Here is a 12,407-nt window from a genome sequence, read left to right as displayed (position 1 = left end):
GACGAATCCTACTCCACGTTTTGTTTAGTCGTTTTAAGACTTAAACTAAAACGAAGGTAGGGAGAATTGATGGACGAGAGGATTATTCGTTATTTCTTCAGCGACATATAGCGTAGTTAGTTTTTTTCGTAAACTAACTGAAAGCTACATGTGAGCTCGTAGTTAGTTTACAACACAAAAAGGACTACTAACTACGGAAAGAAGGAATAACGATGAGGAACATCCAAAGTCGACAAATTATTAAAGAAGTTTTTATGGTTTTAATCGGTTCATTTATTTTAGCAGCAGCGCTATATCACATTCACTTCCAAAACCACTTAACAGAAGGTGGCTTTGTAGGTATCGCACTATTCATCCAAAATTTTTATGATATTTCACCATCTATTTCAACTGTAATGATGGATATCCCAATTATTCTACTATGTGCTTCATTGTTAGGTAGAAAAATGGTTGGCTATTCATTCTTAGGTTCAATTTCATTCGGAGTATTTTATTCTCTTATGGAAAATTATTCTCCATTTACGGTCGATTTATCAAACAATTTATTTATAGCTGCAGTAGTTGGCGGTGCGTTAGCTGGTATTGGACTCGGTTTTATATTGCGATTTGGCGGTGCAACCGGTGGAGACGATATTTTAACAATTGTATTAAGTAAAAAAACACGTTTTACAATTGGGCAAATTTTCTTCGTCTTTGACGCGATTGTTCTTGCGCTTTCATTATATTATTTAAATTGGACAGAAATTGCTTTTACTATTCTTTCAATTGCCGTACAGGCAAAAACATTGGATTTAATTTATTATCCAAAAGCAGAAGAAAAGCAACCAGTATCTATTCCAATGTCCAAAAAGCATGCAACAAATTAAAAAAGCGAAAGGCTTCGGCCTCTCGCTTTTTTTATGCTCTTTTTTCTTTCTCGACTATGTGACGCACTTGATAAAATCTATTTGCAAATTCAGTAACGTTTCTTGTTAAACGATAATTCACTGTAGATCCAATTGCCATTCCAATTACCGGTATACCTTGGAATAATTTACGACGAAGAGCATAAATCGAAAATGTCTTCAAAATTTGTTTTAACACAACCTCAGTAGAAGCTGTTTGTAGCACTGCTTCGTCTCCTTCGTAGAAGAACGAATCTTCTTGTTCCAGCTCTTGCAATAAATTGTACCATGCGTATTGCTGAAGTCTTCCTGGTAGTAATGATGCATGAAACACCTTTAACGCAAGCATCATTTCATACGGCTTGTTCACATCATGTCCAAATGATGTGGCAATAAGTTGGACTGCCTTCACATTTAACGCGATCATAACCGGAAAATCCGCCGTTAATAATAATAAACCTCCAGCACCTGTTGCCCCGCCTTGTACAAATGAATATAGACGATGACGTGCTGTTTGCTGCTCTGCTATGTATGTTAATTGATCAATAGATAATGCTTTCAAATCTTCAAGCTGTTCAATCGATTCATCAAATAATCTTGATGTTCCTAAAATCCGATTACGTGCATCTAACTGTGCTTGTGAACTTTGAATAAATGCATGCAAATGAAAGAGCCATCCATCTGCTTTCGTGAAGAATTCTTTTCGCTTTTTCTCAGGTAATTTCGCAACTGCAGTATGTAACCATTTATCAAACACTTTTTGAAAATCGGTCGCTTCTTGCTCAACTAATTGCGCTTCCCATTCTTTTATATTGTCTAAAATGGCTTGTTCTCGCTTCGATCGCATCGTAACAACCACCTCGTTCGATTTTTTTCTATTGTAACATATTTCTGCTTATTCTTTACAAATATGCTTGTATATCTCTTTTCACATACCCTTTATAAGCGACATAAAATAATAGCAAAAAGGATGAGTTGCATCACATGAATCTATCCAATCTAAAACAAAATTATAACGCAGTATTCAGCTTAGGACAAAACTGCTGGCCTGCTTGGGCATTATATCAATTCGAATTATCACCTTTTTTTGGCGTTATTGATTTTATGCTAAGCCCCTCATTAGAAAAAGTGAATGTATTATTACAAAATCGATTTGACCGCTTTTTAAATTTCGAAAATTTATCCTTCATCTCATTTTGGGATGATGGTGCAAAATTAAGACTCCGTGATAATCTATATGAAATCGACTCTTGCCATGACTTTAAAACAGATGTAAACACACCAACTTCTTGGCCTTCTTATACAGAAATTAAGTTAAACTATGAACATCGTATTAATCGTTTTCTAACTACAATTGAAACGGCAGAATCCATATTATTTATTCGAACTGGAGGAACATATGAAGAAGCATGTTCCCTAGAACAAATTTTATCTCAAATCGTTACACATACATTCTCTGTCCTATTACTAATTCCTGCCGATATACCAACTATCACCCAAGAAGATTGGGGATTACAACGTATTTGCGTTATGAAATGTCCTATTATGGATGTATACCAATACAATGAAGCATTTTGGAAAAACTTATTTGATGGAATTACAGTTAGACCGCACACTTAAATACACGATACTTTTATCACACCATACATTATAATCGTCCTTATACAAAACAAATAAGGAGTGATTGTATATGTATCCACGTGCAAAAGCTTTCGGTCTTGCTGTACATCAAGATCGCCTTCTCGTACAAGAATATTATACAGAAGGCGAAATATATTATCGTCCTCTTGGCGGTTCAATTGAACTTGGTGAAAAATCAGCACATACTGTTATTCGGGAGTTTAAAGAAGAGCTTCATACGGAGATAGAAATCACCAATTATTTAGGTTGTTTAGAAAATGTCTTTCATCTAGATGGAGAAATTGCTCATGAAATCATTCAACTATATTCTTTACGTTTATTAGACACGTCACTATATGAAATGGAAAAAGTGAATATACAAGATGAGCAAACAATATCGTATGCGAAATGGATTCCTATTACGGCATTCATTCAGAAAGAAAAAACATTATATCCGGATGGAGTTTTAAAATACATCCAAAAGAAAAAAGACGAAATCCTATAGGATCTCGTCTTTCTTTTCATATATTAACCAATATCTCCAAGACGTAGTACGTCACGAGCGATCATAACTTCTTCGTCAGTTGGAATTACGATAATTTTTACTGGAGAGTGTGGGAAGCTGATGAATGCTTCTTCACCGAATACGTTATTACGTTTTGCATCGAAGTATACGCCCATGTACTCAAGGCCTTCTAATACGCGCTCACGAATAATCGCACTGTTTTCACCTACACCAGCTGTGAAGATGATTGCGTCTACACCTTTCATACGAGCAGTGTAAGAACCGATGTATTTGTGGATACGGCTTACGAATACATCAAGTGCTACTTTCGCACGGTGGTCGCCTTCTTCTTCTTTCGCAATGATGTCACGTAGGTCACTAGAGTAACCAGTAAGACCTAACATACCACTTTTCTTGTTTAATACGTTAACTACTTCTTCTACTGTTTGGCCTGTTTTTTCCATGATGTATGGAATTAACGCAGGGTCAAGGTTACCAGAACGTGTACCCATTGTTACACCAGCAAGTGGAGTGAAGCCCATAGAAGTATCGATAGATTTACCGCCTTCTACTGCTGCGATACTTGCACCGTTACCTAAGTGACAAGAAAGTAAGCTTAAGCTTTCAATTGGACGACCTAATAATTCAGCCGCACGCTCAGTTACATATTTATGAGAAGTTCCGTGGAAACCGTATTTACGGATGCCGAATTTTTCATAGTACTCATATGGTAAGCTGTATAGGAATGCAGATTCCGGCATTGTTTGGTGGAATGCTGTATCGAATACTGCTACTGCTGGTACGTTTGGTAATACTTCTTGGAATGCTTTAATACCAACAACGTTTGCTGGGTTATGAAGTGGTGCTAAATCGCTTAATTCTTCGATATCAGCTAATACTTCATCAGTAATTAAAACAGAGTCAGCAAATTTTTCGCCGCCGTGAACAACACGGTGACCGATACCGCCAATCTCATCTAGAGATTTAACGATTCCGTTTTCAGTTAATTTTTTAAGAAGCATATTAACTGCTACTGCGTGATCTGGAATGTTTGTAATTTCTTTTTGTTTTTCGCCATCTACAGTAATAGTGAAGATACTATCTTCTAAACCGATACGTTCTACTAAACCTTTTGTTAATACTGTTTCACTTGGCATTTCAAATAATTGGAATTTTAAGGAAGAGCTTCCTGCGTTAATCGCGATGATTTTTGACATCTAGTCTTTCGCCCCTTTTTCTCTTGGTAGTTGTGTGGATGTTTCCACAAACCGCTCGATTTTATCTGATCAAATTCACCAAATATGAAAACGTTTCATCATTAGCAAATTTTATACTCACGATTTTAATTTAAACATCGTCCGACATATATTTCAAGTGAAAAAATTGTAACACCAAGAAAAAATATATATTACAGATTTCAAAAAAATTCAGTTAAATCTTGTATATATTTAAAAATATGACATATTATATAAAACTGTACTACATAAATCACTAATACTGTTACATATACCTAGCTTTATTTATGTGTTGCAAACCAAGTATTTAATTGATCCATAATGTCTTCCATTGCCTTCATGTTAGAGAATTTAGGCAATTCCACTAATAACGCCTGTTTTGGCATTGTTACATTAGCGCCTTTCTTTTGGAGAACAAATATACTTTTTGCATTTTTCTCGTTTTTAAACATGGAAACAGGAAGCTGTAATAACCCTTGAATAAAGCATGTTTCTTTAATAAATGCATGTAATTTTGGTGCCTGGTCACTTTCAAAAATGAAGTTTGGTACTAAGAAGAATAAGTACCCGCCCTCTTTCGTATGTTTCACACTTTGTTCAATAAATAAGTGATGGGCATACGACATTCCTTCATCTGCTTTTAATTTATATTCACTTGCACCGATTTCGTTTGGATAATAACCAACCGGTAAGTCTGAAACGACTGCATCAACTGGATCGATATAAAGTGGTGCTAGTCCATCTTGATGGAAGAATTCGATTGCATGCTTTTGTAAATTTGCATTTACTAAAGCAAGTTTAATTAGCACTTCATCCACTTCTACACCAAATCCACTCATTGTTAGTCCTTCTTTGGCGCTATTAAACACTGTAGTCATTAAATTTCCTGTTCCAATTGCAGGATCTAAAACTGTGATCTCGTTTTGACCTTGCATAAATTTATGGAATAAGTAACTCATGAACATACCAACTGCATCAGGTGTCATTTCGTGATTCGCTTGTACGCCTTCTTTCATTCCTTTTAAGATGGCTAACTGAAATGCTTTACGAATTTCTTCACCTTTATATGTTTCTTCATTAAACGTACTATATTCACGATTCAGCCTTTCAATTGCTGATTCGGATAATTCCTCTTGTAAAATCGCTCCCTCAAACAAGTTATCACCTGTTTCTACAAGCGCCTCTAAATATGTTACATCTAATTCTTTACGTAAAACTACCGCAGAAGAATCAAAAATAGAAAATAATGTTTCTACTGTCTGACTCACGTACATTCCTCCTTCTCTCTTTTACACATAACTTATATCATACCACAAAGTGATTTTTTCCAAAAAGAAAAAGCGACCTCCTGTAAAGAGCTCCCCTTTAGTTATATGTGATATAACGTTTTTTCTCATATATCGATGCCGTTACAGAGCAATATATGAGAAAAAACGACCTCTTTATAAGAGGTCATTTTCTTCACATTACTTCGCAGATTTAGCTGCTTCTAATGCTGCTTCATAGTTTGGATGGCTTGTACCTTCGCTTACGTACTCTACGTAAACTACTTTGTCATTGCTATCTACTACGAATACTGCACGAGCAAGTAAACGAAGTTCTTTCATTACTAAGCCGTAAGCTTCACCGAATGAAAGGTCACGGTGGTCAGAAAGTGTTACAACATTTTCTAAACCGTTTGCTGCACACCAGCGTTTTTGAGCGAATGGTAAATCAGCGCTAATTGTTAATACTTTTGCGTTTTCAATACCTGCTGCATCTTGGTTAAAACGACGTGTTTGTGCATCACACACACCTGTGTCGATTGAAGGTACAACACTAATTAATTTCACTTCGCCTTTGTATGTTTCTAAACTTACTGGAGATAAGTCGTTTGCTAATACTTGGAAGTTTGGCGCTTGATCGCCAACTTTAACTTCTGTTCCAACTAAAGTCATTGGATTACCTTTAAAAGTTACGTTTGCCACTTGAAAATCCTCCCTTATTTAAACAAAATATGTACAATGTAAATGATAGTTTGTCCCTATCGATAATGCAAATAAAATCGCTTTATTTACAAAAAAATTAAAGAAGCTAACCTATTGATTAGCTTCTTTATTCTTTAAATTTGAAATTCTGGATCATCTTCTTTTCGTTTATCCATCATTTCTTTCACTTTATCAACAGCTTGTGGCGCTAATTCAATTATTTTATCGATGACGTGTGTTTGTTTATCTAAATGCAATACTTTCACACCATCTCCATTTATAACAAGAAAGGCAACAGGATTAATAGAAACTCCTCCACCACTTCCCCCGCCAAATGGATGACGGCCTGAATGTTCTACTTTACCAAATTCACTTCCACCAGCAGCAAATCCGAAACTTACTTTCGAAACTGTAAGAATTACGCTTCCATCTGCCGCTTTAATTGGGTCACCAACAATTGTATTTACATCAGTCATTTGTTTTAAATGCTGCATTGCTGTTGTCATTAAACCTTGAATTGGATGGTCCATTCTATATCCCCCCTATGCTTGAACAGATTTTTCTGCCATACCAGATCTTTGTCTTCTCATAAAGACGAGTAATTTGACGCCAGTTTTTATAGCGCGGAATATACGAAAAGATGCTGTTAACTCGCATCTTGATGCAAATCCTTTCCCTTGAAAAACTGGGGTAATTTCAAATTCTGGTACGTCGACAATATGCATATATTGTCCGACAACTCCAGCAACCATACCTTTTGTCCCCCATGCATATCCAGTGACAATTCCAGTACTAGCTGCATCGCCTGCTCCAATTTGTGTATGCCATTTCCAACCATTGATTTTCACTCGTTTGAGAAAATCTTTAACAATAGTATGAACTTCTTGAAGCTTTTTTATCAGTTCACCAATGCTGTCAAGTTGCGCCATAATTTTATTATCGAGTCCGCCGTCTTCTTCAGCTTTTTCGATTTTCTGTCCTGTCTTTTTCTGCTGTTTTTCAATTCTTTCCAACACATCAAATGTATATCGAATCATCCATATTTTCACTTGAAGCAAACATTGCTTTTCCATTTCTGAATATAAAAATGTCACCTTAAGCTTTATTTTCGACAATAGTATAAACAAAATAAAAAGAAGAAGAATTATTATTCCAATTACGAGCCACTTCATACGTATCATCCTTTCACTCCGTACCCATTATCGACAACTTTATGCATCATTAAACAGAGCTCTATAAGATTGAATATAAAAATTTTTCTAAAAATAAAAAGGTGTTTTGACAATTTATATCGAAATATATTATTTGAACATATCATCAAGGAACAGACTCTAATGATATGTAGCACGAAAAACAGAAAATTTAACTGCAGTGGAGGGATACATAATGGCAGATCGTCGCAATTTATTTTTCTTTTATGGTGATGACAAAGCAACGCTCGTTGAAAAAATGAAACCAATCTATCGTATTTTAGAAGAGAATGGATTTACCATATTAGATCATCCAAAAAATGCAAACGCTATCGTCAGTGTTGGAGATGATGCAACTTTCTTACAAGCCGTTCGTAAAACTGGTTTTAGAGAAGATTGTTTATACGCAGGGATTTCTACGAAAGATGAAACTTCGTTCTACTGCGATTTCCATATTGATCACGTTGATACAGCCCTTCAAGAAATTACAAAAAATGAAATTGAAGTGCGAAAATATCCAACAATTCAGGTAGATGTAGATCATAGTACATCTTTCCATTGTTTAAATGAGTTCTCATTACGTTCTAGTATTATTAAAACATTCGTTGTAGATGTTCACGTTGATGATTTATACTTCGAAACATTTAGAGGGGACGGTTTAGTAGTTTCTACCCCAACAGGAAGTACTGCTTACAATAAATCATTGCATGGTGCAGTTGTTGACCCGCTTATCCCATGTTTCCAAGTAAGCGAACTAGCATCATTAAATAACAACACATATCGTACGCTCGGTTCACCGTTCATTTTAAATCACGAACGTACATTAACTTTAAAACTAAAACCAGACGGTAACGATTATCCTGTTATCGGCATGGATAACGAAGCGCTTAGCATTAAACAAGTAGAAAAAGCTGTTGTACGCTTAAGCGATAAACAAATTAAAACAGTTAAATTAAAAAACAATTCTTTCTGGGAAAAAGTACAAAGAACGTTTTTATAAGATTAAAATAACCGCAGAATTATGGAATTCCATAATTCTGCGGTTATTTATTTACCCCAATTGACGCGGACAATAATCTCTTACTATCCGGCCGTTATTCTTGTCAGTTTTTGTCGGTAAGTCGATATATTTTAATAATCGCTCATATATTTTTACTCATCTTTTCTATAGACAACTTGGCCATCTATTACGGTCATTTCTGCTTGCACTTCTTTTATTTCTTCTGCCTCAATTTCAAAAATATTGCGGTCTAATATTGTAAAATCTGCTTCATATCCTTTTGTAATTTGCCCTTGCTTCGCTTCTTTTCCGATTGCATAGGAACTTCCTGTTGTAAATAAAGAAACAGCCTCATAAATCGTTAATCTCTCCTCAGGCATATAGCATACACCGTCAATAAAACTTCTACGTGTAACAGCGCTATATATGCCTAAAAATGGATTCACTTGTTCAATGGGAGCATCTGAGCCACCGTTTCAGTGTAATCCTGCTTCCAATAACGTCTTCCAAGCGTACGCATAACGAAGACGACGCTCGCCTAGTTTTTCAATGACTGACGGAAAATCTGATGAAAGAAAGACTGGCTGTATATCGATAATGGCTTGCAAGTTTTTCATTCTTTCTATCAACTCTTCACGAGCAAGCTGACAATGAATAATACGGTCACGTAACCCTTTTGCTGGTGGATATAATTCGAGTGCATCAATGACATATTCAAGCGATAAATCACCGATAGTATGAATCGCAACTGGCATATGTAATTCTCGTGCTTTCTTCACTAATTCCGCAAGTTCTTCACGTGAGAAAATCGCAACCCCATTCGTTTCCTTCGCATCTTCATACGGTTCACTTAATAATGCTGTTCTTCCGCCAAAAGAACCGTCAGAGAAAATTTTCATTGCCCCAAATTCAATATAGTGTTCATTTTCATATTCTTTTCGTTCATGTGCTACTTCATGATGAACGAGCAAATGGGCTTTAAATGGCATTTCTTTTATAACGTGAGAAAACGCATTATATGTTTTTCTAAAACCACCATAATAATTTAAATCTTCCGTATGCCCGCCAACAAGTCCGTATTTCCAGCAATCTTTAATCGCTGTTTGCAGAGCTCTTTGCAAATAAGCTTCATCAATTTCTGGCTGAACGTGTTTAATTAATTCTTGCCCTTGTTCATATAAAAGCCCTGTTAACTTATTTGATGAATCCCTGCCAATTTTTCCGCCTTTTGGATCTTGCGTCGCTTCTGTTATGTTCGCTTCTTGCAGTATGTATGAATTAACCCATGTAACGTGACGACAAACTCTCTTTAATAAAATGGGATGGTCTTTCGAAATTTCATCTAAATCATGCGCGTGAACATCTTTCGTATCTGTAAAGTTATTTTCATTCCATCCTTCTCCAATAATCCAAGCGCCCTTTGGAGCTTCTTCCGCTTGCTTCTGAACGAGAGTAAGCACTTCACCATAAGATGTGCAATTTGATAAATCTAGACGAAGTAATCTCTCCCCATGTCCAATAAGGTGCATGTGGCTATCAACGAGACCTGGAATCATCGTTTTGCCTTTTAAATCGTGCAATGTAACCGCGGCATATTGGTTTTCTAACTCTTCTTTACTTCCAACATCAACGATCGTACCGTTTTCAACGTAAACTGCGTCCACTTTTTCATTTTCTTCTCTCATTGTGTAAATGGTGCCGCCATACCAAATTTCTCCCATATATCCCATCTCCTTTATTTTTTATTGTATAAAAAAAAGCACCATTTCAAAATATGGTGCTTTTCTTAAAATTACTTTTGTTCAGTAGTAGACGTTGTAACTTGCCATTCAATATTAAATTTATCTTTTACTTGTCCGTATGCTGGGCTCCAGAATGTTTCTTGAAGTGGCATGATAACTTCTCCACCTTCTTGTAACTTATCGAATACTTCTTTTGCTTTTTCTGCATTACTAATTTGAATTGCGATTGTTACTTGAGATCCGATTGCATGCTCTTGACCCGGGAATGTATCAGAAATCATAAGATCCGTATTACCAACTTTTAAAGTAGCGTGTAAAACGCGCTCTTTCGCTTCAGCTGGAACCGGGTATTCTGGATTTTCAGGCATATCACCAAAAGTTTGCATGACTTCTACTTTTGCATCTAAAGCCTCTTTATAAAACTGTACAGCTTCTTGCCCACTGCCATCTAAAACTAAGTACGGATTAATACCTAAAATCATACGGACACCTCTTTTTTTAGTTTATAAAATAGAACTTGTGTTCGTTTTTATTTTATCATTGTTTTGCATTTCATTCAACTATTTACTTCACTGTTTTCAAAATTATTTTGACGGAATCTCCATCTCTTGTTTTCTAAGTTCAATACGGCGAATTTTTCCAGAAATCGTTTTTGGTAGTTCATCTACAAATTCAATTTTGCGAGGGTATTTATATGGTGCAGTGAGTTCTTTGACGTGTTGTTGGAGTGTTGGAATTAATGTTTCTTCGTTCTTTTCTATATTCTCTCTTAATACGATAAATGCCTTCACGACACTTCCACGAATTTCATCAGGACTTGCGACAACTGCACATTCTCTTACGTACGGATGTTTTACAAGAGCATCCTCTACTTCAAATGGCCCGATTGTATAACCAGAACTAATAATGATATCATCACCGCGCCCTTCAAACCAGAAGTAGCCGTCTTCATCTTTCTTCGCTTTATCACCTGTAATATAATAATCACCGCGAAATTGCATCGCTGTACGTTCATTGTCTTTGTAATATTGTTTAAAGAGGGCCGGCGTTTCAATGTGAACTGCAATATCACCAACTTCGCCTACTTTAACTGGAGTACCTTCCTCATTTACGATATCGACGTGGTTACCTGGCGTTGGTTTCCCCATTGATCCTGGTCTAATATCCATCCCTTTCATTACACCAACAAGTAATGTATTTTCCGTTTGCCCATAGCCGTCTCTTACTGTAATATGAAAGTGCTTTTGGAACGTTTCAATGACTTCTCTATTTAACGGCTCTCCTGCGGATACAGCGCTATGTAATGCCTCTAAATTGTACTGGCTTAAATCTTCTACCTTTGCCATTAATCTATACTCAGTCGGTGTACAACAAAGCACATTCACCTTATTATCGTCTAATAAATTCAGGTACGTTTTCGGTTCAAACTTACCGTGATATACAAATCCTGTTGCCCCTGATCCTAGCGTTGCTAAAAACGGGCTCCAAATCCACTTTTGCCAGCCTGGACTAGCTGTTGCCCATACAATATCATTCTCTTCAATTCCGAGCCAATTTGGAGCGCTCGTACGTAAATGAGCGTATGCCCACGCATGTGTATGAACGACACCTTTTGGATTTCCTGTCGTTCCTGACGTGTAAGATAAAAAGACCATATCTTCTTTATCTGTCTTCGCCATTTCTAACATGTCACTCTCTGTTTCTAACGCTGTTTTCAAATTAACCCATCCATCTACTGATTGCTCGCTCAGGACAAATTTTCGAAGAGATTCCATCGCTTTTATATCATCAAATTGCCTAATATACGGCTCATAACTTACTATCGCTTTTACTTCTCCATGTCCAATTCGATATTCTATATCTTTTTTACGTAACATTTCCGAGCTTGGAATTACGACAAATCCTGCTTTAATAGCAGCAATATACGTCATGTACGCTTCAATTAAACGCGGCATCATAATGAGAAGCTTGTCCCCTTTTTGCAAACCACTTTTTATAAAAGCGTTTCCAATTTTATTCGCACCTTGCATTAATTCAGCGTATGTAACTTCCCTTCGATTCCCTTTATCATCTTGCCAAATTAAAGCTAACTTCCCTTTATCACCCGTATATTTCTCTATTTCAGAAACTAAATTATAAGACGGTGGCGCCAACAATTCTTCTCGCTTCATAAAATATCCTCCCTTTTCTTTATGCCTCCTTTATATAATAAAGAATTTTCTGTTAATTTTGAACCCTCTTCTTTTGACAAATTTTTCAGTTCT

General features: G+C 36.2%; 12 protein-coding genes and 1 pseudogene. 4 read left to right on the top strand and 9 right to left on the bottom strand.

The window, feature by feature from the left end; all coding sequences use genetic code 11:
- Positions 1–212: 212 nt before the first annotated feature.
- On the top strand, positions 213–866 hold the full coding sequence (locus CGQ22_RS01375; RefSeq protein ID WP_089148226.1) for a YitT family protein: 654 nt from the start codon (positions 213–215) through the stop codon (positions 864–866).
- A 31-nt stretch (positions 867–897) separates the two neighbouring features.
- Here the strand turns inward: CGQ22_RS01375 and CGQ22_RS01370 are convergent, their stop codons facing one another.
- On the bottom strand, positions 898–1,731 hold the full coding sequence (locus CGQ22_RS01370; protein WP_001256852.1) for an EcsC family protein: 834 nt from the start codon (positions 1,729–1,731) through the stop codon (positions 898–900).
- A gap of 137 nt (positions 1,732–1,868) precedes the next feature.
- Here CGQ22_RS01370 and CGQ22_RS01365 point away from each other — a divergent pair, with 137 nt between their 5' ends.
- Together CGQ22_RS01365 and CGQ22_RS01360 are read left to right on the top strand one after the other, a co-directional pair.
- Positions 1,869–2,504: a DUF1796 family putative cysteine peptidase gene (locus CGQ22_RS01365; RefSeq protein WP_089148225.1), complete on the top strand. Its 636-nt coding sequence runs from the start codon at positions 1,869–1,871 to the stop codon at positions 2,502–2,504.
- Positions 2,505–2,574: 70 nt separating this feature from the next.
- Complete coding sequence (locus CGQ22_RS01360) at positions 2,575–3,009, top strand: NUDIX hydrolase (protein WP_089148224.1); 435 nt, start codon at positions 2,575–2,577, stop codon at positions 3,007–3,009.
- Between the two features lie 23 nt (positions 3,010–3,032).
- Here CGQ22_RS01360 and ackA read toward each other — a convergent pair whose 3' ends face one another.
- The 5 genes from ackA to CGQ22_RS01335 all read right to left on the bottom strand — a co-directional run bounded on the left by ackA (position 3,033) and on the right by CGQ22_RS01335 (position 7,392).
- The gene (gene ackA, locus CGQ22_RS01355; protein WP_000034575.1) at positions 3,033–4,226 is read right to left on the bottom strand and encodes an acetate kinase; all 1,194 of its coding nucleotides are present in this window, start codon (positions 4,224–4,226) and stop codon (positions 3,033–3,035) included.
- Between the two features lie 299 nt (positions 4,227–4,525).
- Positions 4,526–5,512 (bottom strand): class I SAM-dependent methyltransferase, encoded by a 987-nt coding sequence (locus tag CGQ22_RS01350; protein ID WP_000084367.1) that lies wholly within the window; start codon positions 5,510–5,512, stop codon positions 4,526–4,528.
- A gap of 198 nt (positions 5,513–5,710) precedes the next feature.
- Positions 5,711–6,211, bottom strand: a complete 501-nt coding sequence (gene tpx / locus CGQ22_RS01345; protein WP_000024529.1) for a thiol peroxidase — start codon at positions 6,209–6,211, stop codon at positions 5,711–5,713.
- Positions 6,212–6,345: 134 nt separating this feature from the next.
- Positions 6,346–6,741: a GerW family sporulation protein gene (gene ytfJ / locus CGQ22_RS01340; protein ID WP_000350003.1), complete on the bottom strand. Its 396-nt coding sequence runs from the start codon at positions 6,739–6,741 to the stop codon at positions 6,346–6,348.
- 12 nt (positions 6,742–6,753) lie between these two features.
- Complete coding sequence (locus CGQ22_RS01335; RefSeq protein ID WP_002164202.1) at positions 6,754–7,392, bottom strand: DUF2953 domain-containing protein; 639 nt, start codon at positions 7,390–7,392, stop codon at positions 6,754–6,756.
- Positions 7,393–7,597: 205 nt separating this feature from the next.
- On the opposite strand from CGQ22_RS01335, the gene CGQ22_RS01330 reads away from it, so the two are divergent.
- Positions 7,598–8,401 carry an NAD kinase gene (locus tag CGQ22_RS01330; protein WP_000785185.1) on the top strand — a complete coding sequence of 268 codons (804 nt, stop codon included), beginning with the start codon at positions 7,598–7,600 and terminating at the stop codon, positions 8,399–8,401.
- A 152-nt stretch (positions 8,402–8,553) separates the two neighbouring features.
- Here the strand turns inward: CGQ22_RS01330 and CGQ22_RS01325 are convergent.
- The 3 genes and pseudogenes from CGQ22_RS01325 to mbcS form a co-directional block, all read right to left on the bottom strand.
- Positions 8,554–10,122 (bottom strand): annotated as a pseudogene (locus CGQ22_RS01325) (amidohydrolase).
- A gap of 71 nt (positions 10,123–10,193) precedes the next feature.
- Positions 10,194–10,625 (bottom strand): VOC family protein, encoded by a 432-nt coding sequence (locus tag CGQ22_RS01320; RefSeq protein WP_000600361.1) that lies wholly within the window; start codon positions 10,623–10,625, stop codon positions 10,194–10,196.
- 102 nt (positions 10,626–10,727) lie between these two features.
- The gene (gene mbcS, locus CGQ22_RS01315; protein WP_000817776.1) at positions 10,728–12,314 is read right to left on the bottom strand and encodes an acyl-CoA synthetase MbcS; all 1,587 of its coding nucleotides are present in this window, start codon (positions 12,312–12,314) and stop codon (positions 10,728–10,730) included.
- Positions 12,315–12,407 lie beyond the last annotated feature (93 nt).

Origin of the sequence: Bacillus sp. M13(2017) (genome assembly GCF_002218325.1) — a bacterium.
GTDB lineage: Bacteria > Bacillota > Bacilli > Bacillales > Bacillaceae_G > Bacillus_A > Bacillus_A thuringiensis_K.
This window is presented reverse-complemented; position numbering and strand designations above follow the sequence as displayed.